The organism is Rhizobium albus, from assembly GCA_030160035.1.
GTDB classification, from domain to species: Bacteria; Pseudomonadota; Alphaproteobacteria; order Rhizobiales; family Rhizobiaceae; genus Georhizobium; species Georhizobium albus.
Window position 1 is genome coordinate 172,903 of record BSNO01000001.1, and the last position, 21,933, is coordinate 194,835.

21 protein-coding genes are annotated in these 21,933 nt (G+C 63.9%); 3 read left to right on the forward strand and 18 right to left on the reverse strand.

Going from position 1 to position 21,933, the window contains the following annotated elements:
• Positions 1-128 precede the first annotated feature (128 nt).
• Positions 129-1,370, forward strand: a complete 1,242-nt coding sequence (locus QQL76_RS00775) for an OpgC family protein (RefSeq protein WP_499205949.1) — start codon at positions 129-131, stop codon at positions 1,368-1,370.
• A 222-nt stretch (positions 1,371-1,592) separates the two neighbouring features.
• Here the strand turns inward: QQL76_RS00775 and pufC are convergent, their stop codons facing one another.
• The 12 genes from pufC to QQL76_RS00835 all read right to left on the reverse strand — a co-directional run bounded on the left by pufC (position 1,593) and on the right by QQL76_RS00835 (position 12,878).
• Entirely contained in the window at positions 1,593-2,957 is a 1,365-nt protein-coding gene (gene pufC, locus QQL76_RS00780; protein WP_499205950.1) for a photosynthetic reaction center cytochrome PufC, read from the reverse strand.
• Between the two features lie 9 nt (positions 2,958-2,966).
• Positions 2,967-3,941 (reverse strand): photosynthetic reaction center subunit M, encoded by a 975-nt coding sequence (pufM, locus tag QQL76_RS00785; RefSeq protein WP_126008178.1) that lies wholly within the window; start codon positions 3,939-3,941, stop codon positions 2,967-2,969.
• Positions 3,942-3,953: 12 nt separating this feature from the next.
• Positions 3,954-4,778, reverse strand: a complete 825-nt coding sequence (pufL, locus tag QQL76_RS00790) for a photosynthetic reaction center subunit L (RefSeq protein ID WP_126008180.1) — start codon at positions 4,776-4,778, stop codon at positions 3,954-3,956.
• A 132-nt stretch (positions 4,779-4,910) separates the two neighbouring features.
• Positions 4,911-5,114 carry a light-harvesting antenna LH1, alpha subunit gene (gene pufA / locus QQL76_RS00795; RefSeq protein ID WP_126008183.1) on the reverse strand — a complete coding sequence of 68 codons (204 nt, stop codon included), beginning with the start codon at positions 5,112-5,114 and terminating at the stop codon, positions 4,911-4,913.
• Positions 5,115-5,127: 13 nt separating this feature from the next.
• Positions 5,128-5,352, reverse strand: a complete 225-nt coding sequence (pufB, locus tag QQL76_RS00800) for a light-harvesting antenna LH1, beta subunit (protein ID WP_126008185.1) — start codon at positions 5,350-5,352, stop codon at positions 5,128-5,130.
• Between the two features lie 140 nt (positions 5,353-5,492).
• On the reverse strand, positions 5,493-5,729 hold the full coding sequence (locus tag QQL76_RS00805) for a hypothetical protein (protein ID WP_126008187.1): 237 nt from the start codon (positions 5,727-5,729) through the stop codon (positions 5,493-5,495).
• A gap of 34 nt (positions 5,730-5,763) precedes the next feature.
• Complete coding sequence (gene bchZ / locus QQL76_RS00810) at positions 5,764-7,239, reverse strand: chlorophyllide a reductase subunit Z (RefSeq protein WP_499205951.1); 1,476 nt, start codon at positions 7,237-7,239, stop codon at positions 5,764-5,766.
• Complete coding sequence (gene bchY / locus QQL76_RS00815) at positions 7,239-8,771, reverse strand: chlorophyllide a reductase subunit Y (protein ID WP_499205952.1); 1,533 nt, start codon at positions 8,769-8,771, stop codon at positions 7,239-7,241. Before bchY ends, bchZ begins: the two co-directional genes overlap by 1 nt.
• A gap of 8 nt (positions 8,772-8,779) precedes the next feature.
• Positions 8,780-9,760 (reverse strand): chlorophyllide a reductase iron protein subunit X, encoded by a 981-nt coding sequence (locus QQL76_RS00820; RefSeq protein ID WP_499207082.1) that lies wholly within the window; start codon positions 9,758-9,760, stop codon positions 8,780-8,782.
• A 44-nt stretch (positions 9,761-9,804) separates the two neighbouring features.
• Entirely contained in the window at positions 9,805-10,740 is a 936-nt protein-coding gene (bchC, locus tag QQL76_RS00825; RefSeq protein ID WP_499205953.1) for a chlorophyll synthesis pathway protein BchC, read from the reverse strand.
• 109 nt (positions 10,741-10,849) lie between these two features.
• A complete protein-coding gene (locus QQL76_RS00830; protein WP_499205954.1) occupies positions 10,850-11,986 on the reverse strand; it encodes a class I SAM-dependent methyltransferase in 1,137 nt (378 codons plus the stop codon).
• Position 11,987: 1 nt separating this feature from the next.
• Positions 11,988-12,878, reverse strand: coding sequence for a polyprenyl synthetase family protein (locus QQL76_RS00835; RefSeq protein ID WP_499205955.1), 891 nt, complete (start codon positions 12,876-12,878; stop codon positions 11,988-11,990).
• A gap of 71 nt (positions 12,879-12,949) precedes the next feature.
• Between QQL76_RS00835 and QQL76_RS00840 the strand changes: the two genes are divergently transcribed.
• Together QQL76_RS00840 and QQL76_RS00845 are read left to right on the forward strand one after the other, a co-directional pair.
• Positions 12,950-14,512, forward strand: a complete 1,563-nt coding sequence (locus QQL76_RS00840; protein ID WP_499205956.1) for a phytoene desaturase family protein — start codon at positions 12,950-12,952, stop codon at positions 14,510-14,512.
• A 5-nt stretch (positions 14,513-14,517) separates the two neighbouring features.
• Entirely contained in the window at positions 14,518-15,357 is an 840-nt protein-coding gene (locus QQL76_RS00845; RefSeq protein WP_499207083.1) for a carotenoid 1,2-hydratase family protein, read from the forward strand.
• Here QQL76_RS00845 and QQL76_RS00850 read toward each other — a convergent pair.
• Genes QQL76_RS00850 through bchI form a run of 6 tightly spaced genes read right to left on the reverse strand, consistent with a single transcriptional unit; the run spans position 15,307 to position 21,830 of the window.
• Positions 15,307-15,486 carry a hypothetical protein gene (locus QQL76_RS00850; protein ID WP_499205957.1) on the reverse strand — a complete coding sequence of 60 codons (180 nt, stop codon included), beginning with the start codon at positions 15,484-15,486 and terminating at the stop codon, positions 15,307-15,309. The two genes, QQL76_RS00845 and QQL76_RS00850, sit on opposite strands and share 51 nt — an antisense overlap.
• 5 nt (positions 15,487-15,491) lie before the next feature.
• Positions 15,492-16,562 (reverse strand): phytoene/squalene synthase family protein, encoded by a 1,071-nt coding sequence (locus QQL76_RS00855; RefSeq protein WP_499205958.1) that lies wholly within the window; start codon positions 16,560-16,562, stop codon positions 15,492-15,494.
• On the reverse strand, positions 16,540-18,063 hold the full coding sequence (gene crtI / locus QQL76_RS00860; protein WP_499205959.1) for a phytoene desaturase family protein: 1,524 nt from the start codon (positions 18,061-18,063) through the stop codon (positions 16,540-16,542). Before crtI ends, QQL76_RS00855 begins: the two co-directional genes overlap by 23 nt.
• On the reverse strand, positions 18,064-19,002 hold the full coding sequence (gene bchO, locus QQL76_RS00865) for an alpha/beta fold hydrolase BchO (RefSeq protein WP_499205960.1): 939 nt from the start codon (positions 19,000-19,002) through the stop codon (positions 18,064-18,066).
• Positions 19,003-19,008: 6 nt separating this feature from the next.
• Entirely contained in the window at positions 19,009-20,805 is a 1,797-nt protein-coding gene (locus QQL76_RS00870) for a VWA domain-containing protein (protein ID WP_499205961.1), read from the reverse strand.
• Positions 20,802-21,830: a magnesium chelatase ATPase subunit I gene (gene bchI / locus QQL76_RS00875; protein ID WP_499205962.1), complete on the reverse strand. Its 1,029-nt coding sequence runs from the start codon at positions 21,828-21,830 to the stop codon at positions 20,802-20,804. The genes QQL76_RS00870 and bchI overlap by 4 nt, the downstream gene beginning before the upstream one ends.
• Positions 21,831-21,933 lie beyond the last annotated feature (103 nt).

Below are 21,933 nucleotides of genomic sequence, written 5' to 3' on the forward strand. Positions count from 1 at the left end.
GTTTCAAGGGACATTTTTTGCCGGTAGGGCGCGGGCCAGTGGGTGCGCGCGTGCCTTAAACGGTGTCCACCTTGCGACAGCCATCGAGCGTCGCGGGGCGGCGAAGCTTGGACAGGCTTGAAGACCCGATGAGTTTCTTTGGAAGACAGAATGCGCAGTCCTTGCCGCTGGCTGCGCCATTGACTGACAGCCGTGACAGCCGGCTCGATGTGCTGCGCGCGTTGGCGTTGATCACGATCTTCATCAACCACGTGCCGGGCAACCCCTACGAGATGTTCACCAGCCGGAACTTCGGCTTTTCGGATGCAACGGAGGCCTTCGTGCTGATCTCCGGGATCGCCGTGGGGCTGGCTTATGGATCGAAGTTCCAAGCGGGGCAGCGGCTCGCCAGCACGATCCGAGCATGGCGCCGGGCGTTCACGCTCTATGTCGCGCACATCATGGCCACGATGGTGACGATCGCGATCTTTTCTGCCGGGGCAATCTATTTCTCGGCACCGGATCTGCTTGCCCGCATCAACCTCAAGGCTGTCTTCGAAGACACGCCCATGGCGCTCTTCGGCATCGTCACTCTCGGCCACCAGCTCGGCTACAACAACATTCTCACCATGTACGCGGCCGTCCTCGTCATGGTGCCTGTTCTGCTGCTGATCGGGACGCGCAGCCTGCGGCTCATGCTTGCCGTCTCCGCAACGCTCTGGCTGCTGGCTGGTCTCTACCGCATCGGCCCGCCCCACTTTCCGGGTGGCGGCATCTGGTTCCTGAACCCGCTCTCCTGGCAGTTCCTGTTCGCTATCGGCATGGCCGGCGTCATGCATGTGAAGCGCGGTGGGCGCATCGCCATCCATCCTGGTCTGGTGGGTGCTTCGATCGTCTATCTTCTGGTCAGCCTCGCATGGGTGAAGCTGCCGCTCTGGGGGCTGGAAAAGGCCTTGCCGTTGCCCTTCGTTCTCGGGGATTTCAACAAGACGTTCCTGACGCTGCCTCGGCTTCTGCATGTGCTGGCGCTGGCCTACGTTTTCCTCGCTTTCCCGATCTTCTCCAGGTTCACGCGCCTCGCTCACAGCAATCCACTGGCGGTGATGGGGCGTCACGGACTGCCGGTCTTCGTTGCCGGTACGATCCTCTCCATGGCCGGTCAGGTCGTTAGCCAGGTCACGGAAACGGGCTTCCTGCTCGACACGGCGATCTTGAGTGCCGGCATCGCGCTGCAATTCCTGCTCGCCTACTACCTGGAATGGGAAGCACGGCTTCTGAAAGGCCAGAAGACGCGCGTCAGGACCGTGCAGGGCCCAAGTGTGCCGCCGGTTGTCCCTGCCCGAGGGATGACGCAGACGACAACGCCAGCCGAGCAGCAGATCCCTGCTTAGAGGCTAAGCGGCCCAGTATGCGCATAGGCCCGAGGGTTGCCTGAGCGCATCCCTACGGGCAGCTTCTCACATGCAAAACGGCCCCGGTTTGATCCGGGGCCGCTTCGAATGGCGTCGGCAGGGATCTGGGTTCGGGAGGAAAACCGTCTCGCCGCCGAGGCCGCCAATTTGCGCATTGGGTTGCGGACGACGGGGAGCCCCGTCGTCCGTTTTCGGACTTGCCTATTGCGCTGGAGGAGTTGGCTCCTCGGCGGCCGGTGGCACGGCTTCTTCGGTTGCAGCGGGCGCTGCCGGGTCTTCAGGGGGCGCGTCCGTTGCGTCTGCCGGTGCGACGGGCTGCTGGCTCTGGTCAGTCGCCGGTGGCTCCGTGCCGGATGCGTCGGGCACCGAAGCTGGATCCGTCGCCGCATCATCCGGCGTTCCGGCATCAGCTGGAGCCGGATCACCCGGAACCGCATCCTCGGCATCCGGCACAGCGGCGCCATCCGCCGGTGCCTCGGCGGGAGCAGTGTCGAGCGGAGCCTCCATAGTGTCGCCGTCGTTGCCTTCTGCAGCGGGCATGCCGCTCGCCATCTCTGGAGGGCCGGCCAGTTCCGGATGGTCCTGCAGCATGCTGATCCCACCAAGCGGCTTGTTCACGCCGTTGTGGCAGGTGGAGCAGACGGCCTTCGGCACGTCGCCTTGCGGGCCGAGACGATTAGGCGGGAAAACGCCGGTCAGGGGCAGAATGTAATCCTGGTTGATGTCCCGGACCATGTTGATGCCGTACCAAGCCGTCGTGCGCTGCGTCGGGCTCGTCTCCCAGCTCGCGAAGGAGCGGGTGTTGTGGCAGAAGGTGCAATTCACGCCGAGCGCATCCGACATGTGCATCATCAGGCCGTAGGTATTTTCAGCCGACTGGATGGGCATGAGTGGCTTATCTTCGAGCGGCAAGGCATTGGTCGGCACCACACGGATGACCTGGCGGTCGACGAGGTAGTCGGTCAACGCGTCGTAGGGCAGCGAGGAGTAGGCCGCGACCTCGGTGGCGACGTTCTGCCCGTTGCGGTCGCCCGCCATTCCACCGGCACCCGGGAGGTCCTCGTTCTGGTACCAGACCGACTGCGGCACCGGCTGGCCGAGATGGCAGGTGTAGCAGGTGACGCCGGTTTCGGCGACGTGGTCATCCCAGTTCTGGTTGATGTCCCAGGTCATCTGGATCATCGAGCGGGCGACGACCTTGGTGTAGATTTCGTCGGACGCCATGTTCTCCAGGTTGTGGCAGTAACCGCAACCTTCTTGAGGGGCGACCCATTCGGTGATGTGGGCCATCAGGCGATTGAACTGCGCGTCGGAGAGATCGCCCAGCACCTGGACATTCTCATAGACTTCCGAAGCGCGGGTGCCTTCAGGCGATTCCGGCGGATAAAGCGGCTCCGGGATGGCGATGGCTGCGGCTTGGATACGCGGGTTGGTCACCTGTTCCATCCCGGTGCCGCGATAGCCGATCTGGGTGACCTCCATCGGCGGTCGCTCCCAGGTCAGCATCATGGCGATCGTCAGCAAGGCGGCAGCGACGATGCCGATCAACGACAGTGCGATTCTCATGGCGCCCTCCTACTCGATGGCGAGCGCTGCTGCCGGATCCGGCAGCGGTGCCCATGTTTCGGGATACATCGGCGCGACGCCATGCTTGACGGCCCAGAGGTACCAGTTGTCGACGACGGTGCCCGTAAGCAGGATACCGATGCCGCCGGTCAGCGTGACCAGCACGGCGAACCACCACGCCCAGCGGTGGACCGATTCCATCGTGGCGTTGAAGCCCATGGTCCAGCGCCAAACGAGTGCTGCACGTTCCGAGGCCGTGCCGCGGTCGGTGATCTGCTCGATCTCGCGCTCGCCGCCGACACGCGACACCGCAAGGATGGTAGCGGCGTGCATGGCGAAGAGAACAGCCGACCCGTAGAGGAAGGCGATCGAGAGCATGTGGAACGGGTTGTAGAACAGGTTGCCGTATCTGAGAGAAAAGGCAGCGGTCCAATCCAGATGCGGGAAGATGCCAAAGGGAACGGCTTCCGACCAGCTGCCCATCAGGAGCGGGCGAATGAAGCCGAGCACCAGATAGAGGAAGATGGCAGAGGCGAAGGCCCAGGCGACATGGGTGCCCATACCGAGCGCGCGTGCTCTCGTATAGACGCGCACCCACCACAGAAGAATGGACGTCGTCAGGAAGAAACCTGCCATCAGCCACCAGCCGCCTTCGGACATGGGGGGGATCGTCAGGCCATATTCAGGCCGCGGCGGCTCAAGCGCGAGCCATGGCAACTGGCGCACGAACTGGATGGGGTCCCAGTTGACCGAGGCCCACATGTTGAGACCGATGATCTCGAAAGCGATGACACCGCACATGAGCGAGACGATGCCGGTCCACCCCAGATAGATGGGGCCGACCTGAGCGTTGCCGATCTTGCCGAGCCAGTAGGAGAAGCCGGCATGAGGCTCACGCCCCCATGCACCCGTGCGCATCGGAACGCCCATATCGGGCTCGGATCTGACCTGAACACGCGTGAAGATGTTTTGATATTCGAACATGGTATCGCCTCCTCACGACCAGATCGGCAGGTTGAGCCACCAGGTCCACCATTCCGGCCAGCCACGTGACCAGAAGGGACCGGAGATGATGATGCAGACCGCGCTCCAGAACGCGGCGGAAACGGAGAGGAACAGGCCGAGCCGGTGGATACCGAGCGTGCCGATCGAGTAGCCGATCGTGTCGCGGAAGAAGGTGTCTTCGTGCTCCGGTCCTTTGACTTCCTCACCCTTTGGCGGGTTGGTGGCCGACAGGATCAGGCCGCCATGCATGGAAAGCGCGAGCGCGTTCGTGAAGAAGAACGTGATCGCGATCATGTGCGCCGGATTGTAGTGGAAGTGCAGATACTGGTAGCCGACATTCGACACCCAATCGAGGTGGCTCATGATGCCGTAGGGGAAACCATGGCCCCAGGCGCCGAGCAGAACCGGGCGGATGACGACGAGCGAGATGTAGGCGAAGATCGCAAAGGAAAATGCAAAGGGGATGTGAAGCCCCATGCCGAGCTTGCGCGAGATTTCCGCCTGCCGCAGAGCCCACGAACAGAAAGCGCCGATGGCGCAGATGGTGATGATTTGCCAGAGCCCGCCCTCCTTGAGGGGTGCGAGGCCGAGACCGTAGGAAAGGTCGGGCGGGGCAATCGAGATCTGCCACAGGTTCCATGTCGGCCCAATCGCCGCGCCATAAATGATGAGCGCCGTCCCGAGGAACGAGAAGAAGATCGTCGTGACGCCGAAAAAGCCCACATAGAAGGGGCCGACCCAGAAATCGAAGAGGTCGCCGCCGAGCAGCGTGCCGCCACGCACGCGATATTTCCGTTCGAAACTGAGCATTGCCATGGCGCCATCTCCCTTCCCAGAAGGACCCGTTGCCGCGCTCCCGACGAGGGCGGACTTCGCAGCCTATTTTGCGCGGATGGACGCGGGCGTGGCGGACTGGCCGCCGGCGCCCGCACCGGTCTTGAACCGGCCCTATCCGAGTTGATGCTCGGACGGGTTCGGAACGATCTGTTCGATCGATGCGGCGGCGGGGGCGGCTTGCGGCGCGCCTTCCAGCCAGTTGAACCGTTCCGTGCTGAGCAGGATGAAATGGATCAACAGAGCAAGTGCGAACAGGAACGTGAAAAGCGCGACGAGTGCACGACGCGGATCGAAAAGCAGCCAGATTCTCCACATGGTCTTCTCTCCCTCAGCCGACGAGTGTCTGAAGAGCGCTGAGCGCCGGCTGGATGCCGTCGTTGAGCGAGACGTAGCCTTCCGGTCCCGGCAGCCACGGGCGCCACATCCAAACCAGGATGTGAGCGATGACCGCGACGATGACGAAGCCGATAAAGCTACTCATGAAGACGGAGTGGAATTCCCTGGCTTCTGCTTCGGAAAGCCCCGACAGCGCGCCGTCGATTCTCTCAGCCATGGTCTACCTCCTAGGTTTCGGCCCTTCGGCCATGGTCCCCGACGGCACGGGATCGTGCCGGCTGGGTCTTCGTTGCCGTCTCAGCCCGAAGGCCTCCTCGGCGTTTCCCTTGCGGCGGACCGCAGGGGATCTGTCCCCGTTCAGCGATAGGCGAACGGTATGCAGCTGCTTGCTGCGACCCGAACCTCGGTGAGGATCGATCGCTGGCCGCTCAGGGCGGGAACCGATGCGCGCATTCGGCGCGGCGCGAGCCGCAGCCCGACTGCGACGATCAGGAAGAAGGCGAAAACACCAAAATAGGTGAGCCGGTATTCCCGATACTCCGCGCGGCGCTCGCGCCGGTCGTGTCCGGGTCTCGCGATATCGATGACAGCCATGTGCAGTCCCTCCTGCGGCAAAGCCGCCCCGGCATCACGCCGGCTCCAATTCTCCGTTCAGCACCGAGCGCATGCGCCCGATACCGACTTCCTCTTCGCCCGCATTGCGAGCCTGCCGTTCCGCAGCGTCGCGCAGCCGTTTGGCAGCGGAGATGCGGGTCAAGACGGGATGGGCCTCGATCGCCTCGTCCAGCAGCGCACGCGCTGCCTCGTTCCAGCCCAGCGCACGCTCGGATCGCGCCGGCGTCGCTTCGACACGGTCGAGATCGGTGGCCAGCGGCAGAATGTGGAAGAGCGCATCGAAAAGCGCGTTGCAGACTTCCTGGACGAGATAGGTCGCCCCGGCGTAGCCCATGAACGGCGTGCCCGTGTGTCTGCGGATGATGGCGCCCGGAAACGAGGCTGCGATGAAGGCAGGTCTCGGCCCACGCATCGCGCCGAGCTCGGCGGCATACATGCGCTCGTTGAAGGAGCCGAAAAGCACCAGAGGCGGCGACGCCTTGATGGCTGCGCGCACAGCGTCATTGTCGGTCTTCGCACCGGCCATGCGCGCAAATGCGAAGTTACAGGGCAGTCCCATGTCCTCTTCGAGGAAATGCCGGATGCCGCGCGTATAGGTTTCGCCCGCCACGATGCCGAAGCTTGCCGTCGCATAGAAATCCTGGGTGACGGAGCGCCAGAGATCCCAGATCGGCTTGATCGTCGTGTGCTTTTCGGCAGTGATGAACGGTTCGGGATCGAGGCCGGTGAGTTCGCCGAGCTTGCGCAGGAAAAGCGTGGTCGAGTGAAGGCCGATCGGCGCCTGCAAATAGGGGCGATCGAGGTCCTCGCAGAGCTTGCGCCCGAACTCGCGGTACATGCAGACATTGACGTCGGCATCGATCAGGCGCGGAACGTCGGCGAGGTCCGAACCGAGCGGGAAAATGAGATTGATCTCGGCGCCGATGCCTTCGACGAGGCGGCGGATCTCGGCGACGTCGGAGGGCATGTTGAACATGCCGTAGGCGGGGCCGATGATGTTGACGCGCGGCTTGCCCCCGCGCTTTTCGGCGGCTGCCTTGGCTTTTTCCAGCGCCTTTGCCTTGTTTTTCGGGCCAAAGGTTTTCCAAAGCCAGGCGAGTGCGCGGTCGGCGCTCTGCCATTGATCCTCGTCGATCGTGCGCGGCAGGAAGCGCTGAATGTTCATGCCTTCCGGTGTGACGCCGCCGCCGATCATCTCGGCGATGGAGCCCGTCACGACGACCGAGGGGATAGTCGGGTCAAGCGTCGAATGGGCGCGCTTCATCGCCTGTTCGGTGCCGATCTGGCCGAGTTCCTCTTCGCCGAGGCCTGTGACGACAATCGGCAGTTCATGCGGCGGCAGGGCGTCGGTGTAATGCAGGACGGAGGTCACCGGCAGGTTTTCGCAGCCGACGGGCCCGTCGATTATGACCTGCAAGCCCTTGAGTGCGGTGAAGACGTAAACGGCGCCCCAATACCCGCCAGCACGATCGTGATCGAGGACCAGCATCAGACAGACCCTCCGACCTGCGGCCAGACCCCGGCCGTTGCGCCGGTGCCCACACCTTCGAAGAAGTCCGTCATGCGGTCGAAACGCGCTTTGCCGGCAATTGCGGCGTTAATGACCGTCGCCAGCGAACCGGCGCCGGCGATGCCCATCAGTGGACGGGCGGAGATAAGATTGGTGAAATAGAGCGCCGGAACAGAGCGCTGCTTCACGTGCTGGACCACCGGCGTCGTGCCGATCGCCAAATCCGGCGAAAATTCCTCGAAGGCTGCGATATCGTCTTCCAGCGAGGCACGGAACTTCACCATGACACCATGGGCTTCGAGCCAGGCTGCATCCTCCTGCGACCAGCGGGTCTTCGGGCATGCGGTGCCGACATAGCGCAGATCTGCGCCGGATTCTTTCAGGAGCCGACCGACCAGCAGTTCGGAGCCTTCGTAGCCGGAAAGCGTGATGCGGGCGTTTATCGGCGCTGCCTTCAATGCAGCCGCGATCGGGTTCAGGACGAGGCCTTTGGCAGCGTCGATGATGGCGGGCGCGACGCCGGCTGCGTTGCCGACAGCGTCGAGCCAGGCTGCCGTGCCCGACAATCCGACAGGCGCCGAGCCGACGACGGGACGGCCGGCGGCCTCGAACTCGCGGACACTCGCGGTATAGAACGGATGGATCGCGGCTGCGACCGTGCAGTCGAGCGCGCTATAGAGCTCGCGCCATTCGCGGGTGGGCACCACAGGCCCCGCGGCGAGGCCAAGGGGTTCGATCAGGCGGGAGATGCTGACCGGGTCGGCCGGGAACATTTCACCGATCAGGGCAACAGTCGGCTTGCCGGTGACTGCGTTGCTTGGCTGCGCAACGGGCCCCTGTTCGGCTTCGCGGCGGGCATAGGCGAGCATCGCACCGGCCAGAACGTCTTTCGCCTCCGCATGCGTCGGCACGCCGAAGCCCGGCACGTCGATGCCGATGATGCGCACGCCGTTGATTTCCCTGGGCAGAGCGCGAAGTGGGACGCCCGATGCGGTGGGTACGCAGAGATTGGTGACGACGATCGTGTCGTAGAGTTCCGGATCGGCCAGCGTGTGGACGGCGTCGCGGATGTCCTCGTAAAGCTTGCCGGTCACGAGCGTCTCGGAATTGAACGGAACGTAGCCGACCGAGCGCTTGGCGCCGTAAAAATGGGACGTGAAGGTCAGGCCGTAGACGCAGCAGGCGGAACCCGAAAGCACCGTTGCCGTGCGACGCATGCGCAGCCCGACGCGGAGAGACCCGAAGGCGGGGCACATGGATTGCGGCTGGTCATGCGGGCCCGTCGGGTAGTCCGATTTTAGCTGGTCGAGCATCGCGCTTTTGCCGTTGGCGCGCGCTGCCCGGTCCATCTCGGCCTTGCCGCCATGGCAGGAGCCGGCGGCCGACGCGGGGCGGTCATTGACCACCGAATCCAGGACCGGTGAGCCGTGGTCACTTTCGCGGCCCGTCTCGTCACCGCTTTCGACTGAAAGCGGCGATCCTTGATCCATCTGTGTCGGACGCTCATCCATGATGGTGCTCAAACCACGTCGTAGACGACTTCGAGGGACTGCTTTTCGATGACGATGCCGCCACGCATGTCAGCCTGGCTGGCCGGCTGAAGAACGACATCCGCGCCGACATCACTGCCCTTGAAGAGTGCGAGCAGGCCGTCATGCTCCAGCGGGTTTGGCCGTACCGGTGCTGCTTCGGCCACATTGAGCGCCAGCTCTTCGAAGAGCGATCCCCAGCGCCCGCCGGGCAGGCCGATGATCTCGTAATTGGCGCTCTTGCGGCGGATGTCCTCGTCGGCCGGGATGGCTGCAAGGATCGGTATGCCGACCGATTCCGCAAAGGCGGCTGCCTCGCCGGTACCGTCATCCTTGTTGATCACCATGCCGGCAACGCCGACGTTCCCTCCGAGCTTGCGGAAGTAATCCACCGCCGAGCAGACATTGTTGGCAACATAGAGAGATTGCAGGTCGTTGGAGCCGACGACGATGACCTTCTGGCACATGTCGCGGGCGATCGGCAGACCGAAGCCGCCGCAGACCACGTCGCCCAGGAAGTCGAGCAGCACGTAGTCGAAACCCCATTCATGGAAGCCCAGCTTTTCCAGAAGCTCGAAGCCGTGAATGATCCCGCGTCCACCGCAGCCGCGGCCGACTTCCGGCCCGCCAAGCTCCATGGCAAAGACGCCGCCCGTCTTGAAGCAGACGTCGCCGATCTCAACTTCTTCGCCGGCCGCCTTCTTCTTGGACGAAGTCTCGATGATCGTGGGGCAGGCGCGGCCACCGAAGAGAAGCGATGTCGTGTCGCTCTTCGGGTCGCAACCGATCAGGAGCACGCGTTTGCCCTGCTGCGCCATCATGTGGGACAGATTGGCAAGCGTGAACGACTTGCCTATGCCGCCCTTGCCGTAGATCGCGATGATCTGCGTGGCCTTCTTCGCTTCACCGGTCTCTGGCGTCGCAATCGGCTCGGAGGCTTCAGCCCGCAGCGCCGCATGGAGGTCGTCCATCGCGCCGGATTTCGTTTCGCTCGCGCCGATCTTCACGTGAGAATTCATCGGATGTCTCTCCAGTCGAGGATCATTTTGAGGCAGGAGCGGTCGAAAAAGGCGGTCTGGTAGGCGTTGTCGGCATCTTCCGGGTGGCTGCTGTGGGTGATCAGGCCATCGAGCGTGAGGCGGTTCTCTTCGATCAGTCTGCTGACGGCTGCGAGATCATGGGGGCGCCATTCGGCGGCGATGCGGATCGCACATTCCTTGATAAAGGCGGGGGCGAAGGCAAAGCCCACGCGCTGATCATAGAAGCCAGCGAGAACGACCGTGCCGCCGCGCGAGAGATGGCGGATTGCCGGGTCGAGTATTGCGCTGTCGCCGCTGGCATCGCAGATGCAGACATAATCACGCTGTTGGTCCTCGAGCGGATCGACGACCTTGTAGCCCTCTACACCGGTTCGGCGCTCCGGATCGGTTTCCCAGACGGTGGGCGGAGGGGCGCCGCAGGCGATCGTGAGGCGCGCGATAAGCCGCCCGAGAACGCCGTGGCCGATGATGAGATCAGGCGCCCGGCTCGGGCAGGTCTGCAGAGCATGGTAAGCGGTTGCGGCAAGCGCCAGGAGCACGGATTGAGCGGCGCGCGGCGCAATCGTCGTTCTGTTGCCGGGCGTGATGATGCGGGAGGCAGCGCCGCCGAAGAGGCCGCGCATGTCACGGTAGCAGGAAGCGCCAGGAACGAAGACGAAGTCACCCGGCTTGCGTCCGGATGTCGGGCCGGCTTCCACGATCTCGCCAACTGTTTCGTAACCGGGAACCAACGGATAGCCCATGCCCGGGAAGGGCGGCATCGTTCCGCTCCAGAACAGCTTTTCGGTGCCGGTGGAGACGCCGCTGTAGTGCACCGCCACGACCACGTCGTCGTCTTCCCGGCTCTTCAGCCCGAGATCGACCACCGACAGATTTTTGGGCTCGTGAAGGACTACGGCATGCGCGTTCATGACCTGCTCCTGGTGGTTGCGAAAGATGACACTTCCAGCAACCAAGTGTCAGCATATATTGACACATTAGATTGTCAAATCTTTTGTACAAATTGTGACAGGTGGAGGTCTATCGGATTGCCAGAATGCTGCGCGACAGCAGGGGTTGGCGCGATTGAAGCGCGCGGATCTTTTTGAAGCCGGCGGTCTCCAGCATCATCTCGATTTCGTCGGCGGAGCGGGGGCGTCCCTGGCCCATGGCAAGCAGATAGAAGCCGAAATAGGCGTCGGCCATTGCGCTGGTGCCATCGGTTTCGGACATCGGCTCGCTGAGGAGCAGGCGGCTGCCCGGGCTCATCGACCGATGGAGATTGGTGAGCAATCGCTGAGCGTCACCGTCATCGTGGTCGTGCAGCACGCGGTTCAGTGTCACCAGGTCGGCATCGACCGGAAGAGTGTCGCAGAAGGCACTACCGGCGTGCACGTCGATGCGGTGGCCGAGGGGATGTGCGGCCAGACGCTGGCGTGCGATCGTGGCAACGGCGGGCAGATCGAACAGCGCCAGTCTCGCCTTTGTCGTCCGGCCCGCGACGGCCAGAAGAAAGCTGCCGTCGCCGCCGCCGACATCCAACACAACCGAATGATTGTGGATGGGGTAGACGGAGAAAATTTCTGCCGAGATGAAGGATTGCGAGGCGGCCATCAGGTCACTGTAGCGTGCTGCGGCGTCGTCTTCGCTGCCCTCCGCATCACGGTAGTTCCAGAACCGGCGGAGTTCCGTGTCGGATTTCAGCGTGCGCAAAAGCGCCAGCGGATCGGTGAGATCACGGTAAAGCAGACCATGATGGCGGATCATGGCGATGACGCCAGGATTGTCGACGAGCGCTGCCCCGAGCGTTCCGAGCCCGTAGCGACCGTCGGGCTGCTGGTGAGCGAGGTCCAGGGAGGAGAGCGCGCGCATCAATGTGTGCGCGGATGTGATCGGCATGCCGCCGATTTCGGCAATGTCTGCGGTTGATTGAGGATGGCGCGCCATCCGATCGAAGAGATCGAGCGCGACGGCGGCGGACAGGGCCTGGCTGTACACGAAGCCGGCGGTGAGATCGAAGAGGCGAGACGCGTTGCGGCGCGCGATCGGCCGGGTTAGCGGGAAACGCGCGGCAAAATCTCGAAAGTCCCGCCGTGCAACCTGCCGACTCCGGAATGCGTGGAAGGCCGAAAGCAGGCGGCGTAGCGGCGAACCGGCAAAATAGGGGTGATCCACCATGTCATGCGGGCAGGAGCGCGCTGGACGCCGGAAGGAACCGCGCGGATTCGCGCTGGATCTGATGGCGGAGCGCCTCGCGACCGGGACAATCCGGCACGGCTTCGATCGTTTCATCGATGAGCGATGCGAGGCGGCGGACTGCGCCCTTCAGTCCGAGCGCCTTGACCGCATTCGGGCGGCCCAAAGCATCGTCCTTGCCGATGGGCTTGCCGACTTCCTCCTGTGTGGCGCAGACGTCGCGGATGTCGTCGGCGACCTGAAACGCTTCGCCAAGCCTGTATCCAAGCCCGGCCCATGGTTCGTGTGGCTGCCCTGCCGCTGCGGCGCCGGCCATGGCGGCACCCGCAAAAAGGGAGCCGGTCTTGGCCTGCTGGTAGAGCACGAGGTCGATTTCGGGTTCGCTTTCCCAAGCTTGGCCGGCGACGATGCCGCCCGGCATGCCTGTCGCGCGGGCGAGGATCATCGTGAGTTGCAACGCCCGCTCAGCGCTTGAACCACCGGCCATTGCCAGCGTCTGGAAACCAAGAATGATCAGGCCATCGCCCGCGAGAAGCGCGAGCGGTTCGCCGAAGGCGAGGTGCGCGGAGGCTTTTCCTCGCCGCATGTCGGCATCGTCGAAGCAGGGCATGTCGTCATGCACCAGTGATGCGCAATGGAGGAGTTCGATGGCAGCCGCTGCCGCATTGGCCAGCGCCGGGCGGTCATCGCCGCAGGCGGCAGCGACTGAAAGCGTGAGGCGTGGCCTGATCCGTGCGCCGCCTGGAAACACGGCATGGTGGTAGGCGGCGGCGAGCAGGGGTGGCGCGTGACCGGTGCAGGCGCGGGCCAGTGCTTCCGCCAACGCCTCTTCAATCCGGATGCCGGGATCCTGTCCGGGGTCGATCGCTCGCATGCTTCCCTCCACCGGTGTAAAGTGTCATGATCATCTTGCATGTAAATCGAGATTTACACAAGGAGCCTTGCTTGCCATCAGCGGCGGACATTGCGGGGGCCGAAATCGTGGTGGTCGGCGCTGGGGTCGGCGGCTTGAGCGCTGCCTTGTCCCTGGCAGGAACGGGTGCCTGCGTCACGGTGGTGGAAGCGCAAGAGCATGCAGGTGGAAAGCTGAGAAGCCTGGATGTCTCCGGAACCGCCATCGATTCCGGGCCCACCGTGCTGACGATGTTGGATGTGTTCGAAGGTCTGTTCGAGCGGGCCGGATTGCAGTTCTCCAACTACGTGAAAGTGCGGCCGACGCGGTGCCTTGCCCGGCATTTCTGGCCTGACGGAAGCCGGCTCGACCTCTTTGACGATCTTGAGGAGAGTGCAGCTGCTGTCGCGCGTTTTGCCGGTGCCCGTGAAGCGCGCGGCTACCTCGATTTCAGCCGACGGGCGGAAGATGCGTATCTGGCGCTCAAGGATAGCTTCATGGCTGCGCCAGCGCCCAGTGCGGCTTCACTGACACTGAGCGGCGGCATCGGCGCCATGTTCAAGATCGCGCCGTTTCGCTCGCTCGACGCGGTCATCGGCTATCACTTTAAGGATAGGCGGCTGAGGCAGCTTTTCGGGCGTTACGCCACCTATTGCGGCGGTTCGCCCTATCAGGCGCCAGGGCCGTTGATGACGATCGCCCATGTGGAGCGTGCCGGTGTCTACCTCGTCGAGGGCGGCATGGTGCGGTTCGCCGAGGGGCTTGCGCAAGCGTGTCGGGATCGCGGCGTCCGGTTTCTGATGGGGAGCCGCGTCGAGGCAATCGAGCCCGATCCTGCAACGGGATTCACGCTTCATCTCGGCGACGGGCGCGTGCTCGACGCTCAAGCTGTCATTCACAACGGCGAGCCGTCAACGCTGTCGATTATTGGGCATAGCAGAGACACTGCTGCCGCCGTATGTCCGCCGAAGGAACGATCCCTGTCGGCTGTCACGCTGTCGCTCACGGCTGTCGCCGAAGGGGTCGATCTCATTCGCCACAATGTCTTCTTTTCGAGCGATGGTCGCCGGGAGTTTTCCACGCTGTTCGACCGGCGGGCCATGCCGGACGAGCCGACGCTCTATGTCTGTGCGCAGGACCGGGACGACGATGGGCTGCCAACGCCCGGAGAACCGGAGCGGCTCTTCATTCTCGCCAATGCGCCGGCCAATGGCGACGATCATGTCTCGGACGATAGGGAGCGCCAGCAATGGCAAGCCACGATCTTGATGCGCCTGGCGGAGATGGGGCTGACGTTGCGCGAGGTGACGTGCAGGGTGACGATGCCATCGGATTTCGAGGCGCTGTTTCCGGGATCGGGGGGAGCGCTTTACGGCGCGGCGCCGAACGGAGCGATGTCGTCCTTTCGGCGCCCGAAGGTGCGGACCGGGGTGCCGTTTCTCTACCAGGCAGGCGGGGCGATCCATCCGGGACCTGGTCTTCCGATGGTGGCGTTGTCGGGCATCAACGCAGCGCGGGCGGCCAGGATGGACCTCGCTTCGACGTTCATGTCGGCGAAAACGGCTATTGCTGGTGGTATCTCGACGCAACCAGCGACGATGGCCAGCATGCGCTGACCGTCATCGCCTTCGTCGGCAGCGTCTTCTCGCCCTATTATCGGTTCGCGCGAAGGAACGGTCTGGCCGATCCGGAAAACCATGTGGCGTTCAATGTCGCGCTTTACGGCAAGGGCGCGAACCGGTGGGCAATGACGGAGCGGGGTGCGTCGTCCCTTAGTCGTGATGCAACGCGTTTCTCGGTTGCAGCGAGCAGTGTGGAGCGGACGCCATGGGGGCTTGAGTTTCGCATCGATGAGCGTTGCATGCCCGTGCCGAGGGCGTTGAAGGGCTCGATCAAGGTGCGTTTCGAAAAGGCTTTGCGGGTTGCGTTTCCGCTCGATCGTCAGGGCAAGCATAGTTGGCGGCCGCTTGCGCCACGGTCGCGAGTCGAACTCGCCTTCGACCATCTCAAACTGCGCTGGAGCGGCGACGGTTATCTCGACATGAACCATGGGTCGGAGCCGCTTGAAGCGGCGTTTTCCAGATGGTCCTGGTCGCGCATGCATCTCGGTGACCGGACGCGGCTGCTCTATGATCTGACCGAGAGTGACGGGCGATCCCATTGCGTGGCGGTCGATGCGGTCGACGGCGAGATCGTGCCCTACGAGGCGCCGGGTGTCGAAAGCACCGTCAGCCTTCGCCGGGGCCTCTGGGGCATGGAGCGCTGGACGCGCAGCGATCCCGGTATAGAGCCCACGCTTGTGAAGGCGCTTGAAGATGCGCCCTTCTACACACGCTCGTTGATTGATGCATCCATCGGTGAGCGACGCGGCTTGATGGTGCATGAAAGCGTCAATCTGCGCCGCTTCGTCTCACCGGTCGTCCAGACCATGCTCCCCTTCCGCATGCCGCGGTTGCGTTGATTGCTTCTTTGCGGCTTCGGCCCGTTCGCGGTCGTAGCGGCGCAGATTGCGCAGTTCACGAAAGCCGAAGAATAGCGCAAGACCGAGCACCAGCGTCAGTTCAGCGAAGATGATCCAGCCCGGCGACATCCCCGCTAACCTTCCATTTGAGCCGTGCCGCCAGGTTCGCGACGAGCCTTGATGGCGCCCAGCAATTGCAGCATGCGCACGACACGCGCGTCATAGCGCCACCATGGCGGAAGCGTATCGACGCGCGGAGCGCGGACTTCGGTTTCGACGGCATCGACGAGAAACCGGGTCGCCGTCAACGCCGGTCTGCTCAGGCCGTCGGGAGATGGCGGCGGCATCGCAGCCGCTCTGAGGGCGAGCGCGATCTTGCGGCGTTTCGAGATGATGGCGCGCTCATGGAGCGGATCGACGCCAGCGCGGATTTCGTCACCGATCGCATGATAGAGGAGGCGCGATGCCTGGATGCCGCGTCGGCAATCTGCGGGCAGTTCGGCAATGCCCGGCAGCGCGCGATCGTAGAGGAATTCGGCGCGGTCGAGCAGCCGAAGCGTCATCCGCCGCACCGTTTCCGACTGGGAGGCGTCCGGGTTCGCGACGGCTATTTTCGAGAGCGGTTCCCGGCGCAGCCATTCCTCCGGCAGGTAGTTCCGGCCGGCACGTGCGTCCTCGCCGATGTCGCGGGCGATGTTGGTCAGCTGCATCGCCACGCCGAGATCGGCTGCACGGGCGAGCACGAACGGATCTCGCCTTGCCATGACCAGCGTCATCATCACGCCAACCGTTCCAGCGACGCGGGCCGCATAGTCCTCGAGATCCCCAAGCGTGTCGTAGGTGCGGCCGGCGGCATCCCAGGCAAGGCCTTCGATAAGCGCTGCCGGGATCGCTTGCGGGATGGCGAAACGAGCGACGGTTTCGGCGAAACTGCGATCGACGAAATGGTTTGCGGGTCGCCCGCGATAGATGTTGTCGAGCCGCGCGGTAAGCTCAGCGATTGCCTCCGGGCCGCCACCCGCCTGATCGATCATGTCGTCGGCCATGCGGCAGAAAGCATAGATGGCATAAGCCGGTTCGCGCACGTCGACCGGCAGCAGCAGCGACGCGATGAAGAAGGAGTGCGACCCCTGGCGGATCGACTGCCGGCACTGGGCACAGTCGCGCGGCGTCAGCGGCGATCTAGCGTTTGAAGGCGGCGGCATCGGGCACCATCCTGTCGAGCATGCGGGCAGAGGAGATGACGCCGGGCAGGCCGGCGCCTGGGTGCGTGCCAGCACCGACCAGGTAGAGGTTTTCAGCGGCGTCGCTGCGATTGTGCGGGCGGAACCAGGCGCTCTGGGTCAGGATCGGCTCGAGCGAAAAGCCGGAGCCATAGGGCGAGAGATAGCGTTCGGCGAAGTCATCGGGAACGGCAATCGCCTCGGTGACGATCTCGTCCCGCAAGCCTGGCAGCAGGGTCGATGACAGACGTTCGATGATGGCATCGCGGCGTCTTGCCGTCGCTTCCGCCCAGTCGATGTCGGCGCCGAGATGGGGCACGGGCGTCAAGGCATAGAAGGCGTCGCATCCCGAAGGCGCAACGGATGCATCGCTGGCACTCGGGCGGTGCAGATAAAGGCTGAAATCCTCCGTCAGCGGACGGCGTTTGAAGATGTCGTTCAGCAGGCCTTCATAGCGCGGACCGAGCAGGATGGTGTGGTGGCCGACATCGTCATAGCGCCGCTTGGTGCCGAAGTAGAAAACGACGAGGCCCATGGAATAGCGCGACTTAACCAGTCGTTTCGCCTGGCGTTGGCCATTCGGCAAAAGTGCGCTCGTCACGGCGGGATCGGCATTTGAGATGACGATATCGGCATCGAGCCGCGTGCCGTCGGACAGCCGGACGCCGGAAACCTTGCCGTCGGTCAGCGTGATCCCTGCGACTTCGCTGCGCGTGACTGCGAGATTGCCTTGTCCCCGGATGAGCTTCACCAGTCCATCGACGATCTGGTTGACGCCGCCTTGCGGGTAGTGAACGCCCCAGCGACGCTCCAGCGAGGGGATCAGACAGTAAATCGCCGGCGCGCTTAGCGGATTGCCGCCGATGAGCAGCGGGTGAAAGCTCAGCATGGTGCGCAGCTTGGGGTGCTTTACATGCGCCGAGACAAGGCCGAAGACCGACCTGTAGCCCTGCAGCCGCAAAAGGTCCGGCGCGATGCGCAGCATGTCCGTAACGGTCGAAAACGGCTGGTCGGCGAGTTGCTCGAAACCGAGCGCCATGATCTCGTCGCTGAGCTTCATGAAGCGGCGATAGCCCGGCAGGTCGTCGGCGTTCACGCGCCGCACCTCCGCCTCCATGGCAGCGATGTCTTCCGAGCAGGCGATGGTGTCGCCGTCGTCGAAGCGGAGTTTGTAGAACGGCTTCAGGCGAAGCATCTCCACGTCGTCCTGCATTTTCTTGCCGCAGAGCGTCCACAGTTCCTCGAAAAGATGCGGCGCCGTGACGATCGTCGGGCCGCGATCGAAGGTGAAACCCTCCTGATGGATCACACCGGCGCGGCCGCCGAATTCGTCGAGCCGCTCAAGCACGGTTACGCGATAGCCGCGAGCGCCCATGCGGACGGCTGCGGCGAGGCCACCGAAACCGCTGCCGATAACGATGGCGTGGGGTCGCTTGTCGTCAGCGGCGCGCAACGGGCGTTGATTGTCAACGACGGTCAGCATTCATCGATCCTCGCTCGGTTCGGGCTCGCCCGTTCGCGTCGCGCCGGGCGCGATGGCGGCATCGCTTGCCAGAAGTCGCAGCAGGCGCGCCGCTTCGTCGGGCTGTTCTTCGTGGTAGAGATGGCCGCCCTCATTCAGGATGAGCGTTGTAATTGCTGGAGACAGGGCAGCCACCGACTGGCTGTCGGCGAAGGGTACGGCCTTGTCGCCTCTCGTCGCGACCAGCATGGTCGTCGTCTTCAGCTTGCCAAGGTCTGTGTTGAGGCTTTCGAGATCCCAGTTGGCCATCATGCCAAGCGTGCCAGCCACGTGGCCGGAATGGCGGAAGAGGGCGCGATAGAGCGCTACGCCTTCGGGTTCGATCGTCGAACCGGTGCCGGCGAGCAGCCGTCGGGTGGCATCCATGCTTTCCGCCCGCCAAGCAAAAAGCTTGGGCGCCAGCGGGTTGATGAATAGCAGCCGTGCCAGCGGCCCGTAAATGCCGGAGCCGGCGATCGGGCGGATGGCGGCATTGAAGCCGACGATGAGCTTGCATTGCGCGAGGCGCCCATCGAGCGCCATGCGCAGCAGGATCGCCGCGCCTGCCGAGTGGCCGGCCGCACCGACGATAGCAAGCTTGAGCTCGCCAATCAGTGCCGTGAGCGCGCGCGCCATTCCGGACAGTGTGAGATCGTGCCGGCCGGCACCGTGTGTAAAACCGTGGCCGGGCAAGTCTGGCACGATCACCGTGAAATCACGCGCGAGGTCGGGCAGCATGTGGCGAAAGCTGTGGCTTGCCGCGCCCGTGCCATGGATGAGCAGCAGCGGAGGACCGCTGCCTGCGATCTGCACGTGCCAGGTGAGCGCGCCGGACCGCACGAACCGGCTGTGCTCCCGGTTCGGCCAGTCTTTGCCGAGCACGTTCCAGTCCGGATAGCGGTGGATGGAGAGCGCGTTCATGGCCGTTCAAATCGGCCTGGTATTGGAGGATTGCCGATCCATTCGGCTGCGCACGGCAAGGCTCAGATCCTGCGCGCGGCCGGCGGGAAGCGGCAGATACTCGCCGCCCATGGCCCGTGCAAGATCGGCTGCATGTTCGCGCGGGCGCCGTGCCGTATCGACCAGAACGCTCGAGAGGCCGGCAAGCCGGAACGCGGCGGCCATGCGGCGCGTGTCTGCCTCGGCGCGCTCGCGCCCGGCGGTGCCATCGAGCGCAATATTGGCACGGCCGTCGGTCATCAGGATGGTGATCGCGTTCTGACCTCGCTCCGCAGCCTTGCCAGCTAGAAGTCGGGCAAGCGCCAGCCCGCCGGCAAGCGGAGTCGGGCCGCCGCCCGCCATGGCGACGAGCGCACGCCTTGCGCGCAGCAGCGAACGGGTAGGGGGCAGAACTATCTCGGCTTGCGCGCCCCTGAAGACGATCAACGCCACGGCGTCGCGCCGCGCATAACACTGGCCAAGGAGCGTCTCGATCGCGCCCTTCGCTTCGCCGAGCCGTGCATGGGCCGACGACCCGGACGCATCGACGGCGAAAATCGCGAGCGTTTCCGATGGCGCCGAAAAGCGGGTGTAGCGAAAGTCCTCGCGGCGGATCGCGATCGGCCGATCGGTCGCAGCATCCGAAGCGGTCGCTGTCCGTCGGATCGTCTGCCAGGGAACCGCAGCGCGCAATGTTGCAACTATATCCAATGCGCTGCGACCATTTTCAGGCCGCGGCCGGGCAGCCAAGCGTCGGCCTCGGCTTACGGACCGTTGGCTCGGTCCGCGCTTGCCGGAGGATGCTCCGCCGCGTGCGCCCCGTGCTGCGGCAGCGGCTTGAAGCACATCTTCCGGCAGATAGGCGTCGAGGATGTCGACCGCGATTGTTTCGTCGGCGCCGGCATGCTCCGAATCTTCCAGATCGTGCGGCAGGTTTTCGGCTTGATTGCGCTCGGGTTGAGATTCGGCTGCCGTGTCGTCGAGTTGTGGAATGTCCGGTGACTCCGGGTTTTCACCACTGTCGTCTTCGGCGGCGATGGGGGTGAGACCGAAAACAAGGCCGACTGCTTCACGCAGTGCTTCGGTGCTGGCGGTAGCTTCCCCATCCAAATGCGCGAGGATGCGGGTCACGTTCAGAAGATGCGATGGCGCACGCATGGAAGATCGGTTGAGGGCGAGTGCTAACGCGCAGCAAGCCTCCATCACCGGCTCCGGCACTGCGACCTCGCGTGGGGTTTCCTGAGGTGCTGCCAGCGCCGAGGCGGTATCACCCGGTTTTAGAGGCAAGCGGCCCTTGGAAAGCTCCAGCGTCAGCGCGACGCGATCCAGCAGGCAGGGATGGACGGCTTCGTCCGAAAGACCCTCGTCGAGCAACAGAACTGCGAATTCGCGCCGATCGATCGCCGCAGCGATCAATGCGGCCTGCAGCGCTGTCAGCCTTTCCGCCATGGCAATGACCAGGATGCCGCCCTTGGCACGTGACAACATCCCCGATCGTGCAACCAGTTCGCGTTGCGCGAGCGTCGCAGCGAGATCATATCCATCGACAAGATGATCGTCGGCGATCGATGGCGTCATGCGCAGCCAGGGCAGCTGTTTGGAGATGCGCGACTGCAGAATTTCGATGGCCGCGTCACGCACCGGCCCGGCCTGCGACTTCAGATGTATCCCGCCGAGCAGAAAAGGATCCATGGCGAAGACATCCGCCGCCCTCGCGACGGCGGACCAGATGTCTGGTGCATCCGGCCGCTCAATCATCGGGAGATCGCCGGTGTCGGCTGTCATGCGACTGCAACCGATATGGAGGCGATCGCGCGTTCGACACGGATCGACGAGCCGCTTTCGTCCATCGGATCGCGGCGGAGACGGTGCCGCAGGCAGGATGGTGCAACGGCCAGCAGAAGTTCGGGCGTGACACGTTCGCGCTGTTCGTAGGCTGCAAGCGCACGGGCTGCCCGCATCATGGTCAACTCGCCGCGCGAGCCATCGATGCCGAGTTTGATTGCCAGGCCAGCCGCGATTTCGAGGATTTCGTCGCCGACCGCGATTTCGTTCAGTTCCGCGCGGGCCTTTAGGATGCGCTTGCCAAGCGCTGCGTCCTTGCGCGCCCAGCTGTCGAGAAATTGCGCCGGATCGCGCTCGAACGCATCCCGACGCTTCACTACCTCGATGCGCTCCGCGATATCGGTGGGCGAGGTCACGTCGAGCGACAAACCGAACCGGTCGAGCAGCTGTGGCCGCAGCTCGCCCTCTTCGGGATTGCCGCTGCCCACCAAGACGAAGCGCGCCGGATGGCGCAGGCTCAGCCCGTCGCGCTCGACGAGGTTGACGCCCGATGCGGCAACGTCGAGCAACAGGTCGACGAGGTGGTCCTCCAGGAGGTTGACTTCGTCTACATAGAGGAACCCGCGATGGGCTGCCGCGAGCAGTCCCGGCTGAAACGTCTTTTTGCCCTGGGTCAGCGCCGCTTCGATGTCGAGGGCGCCGGCAACCCGGTCTTCGCTTGCGCCGAGAGGCAGATCGATAACCGGAATCGGGCGCTTGTCGATCTTGAGGCGTGCGTTCGAATTGCGCTGGCAGTCCGGACAATCGACCGTCGGTGCCGCCGGGTCGCAATTGAAACGGCAGCCGAGCACTGTCTTGATCGGGGGCAGGAGCGCTGCAAGTGCGCGCACGGCCGTGGATTTGCCGGTCCCCCGATCGCCGAGGACCAGCACGCCGCCGATCGCCGGATCTATCGCTGCGAGCAGCAGTGCGCGCTTCATTTCATACTGACCGACAATGGCGCTGAAAGGATAGGTCTGCGGCATCCGCGTCTCTCTTTTCGAGGGTCAACTGTATGTCGACAGTGACTGTATTATATGTCAATCTGAATTGACATACCCAATCGTCCATCGGCGGTCACAGATTGCC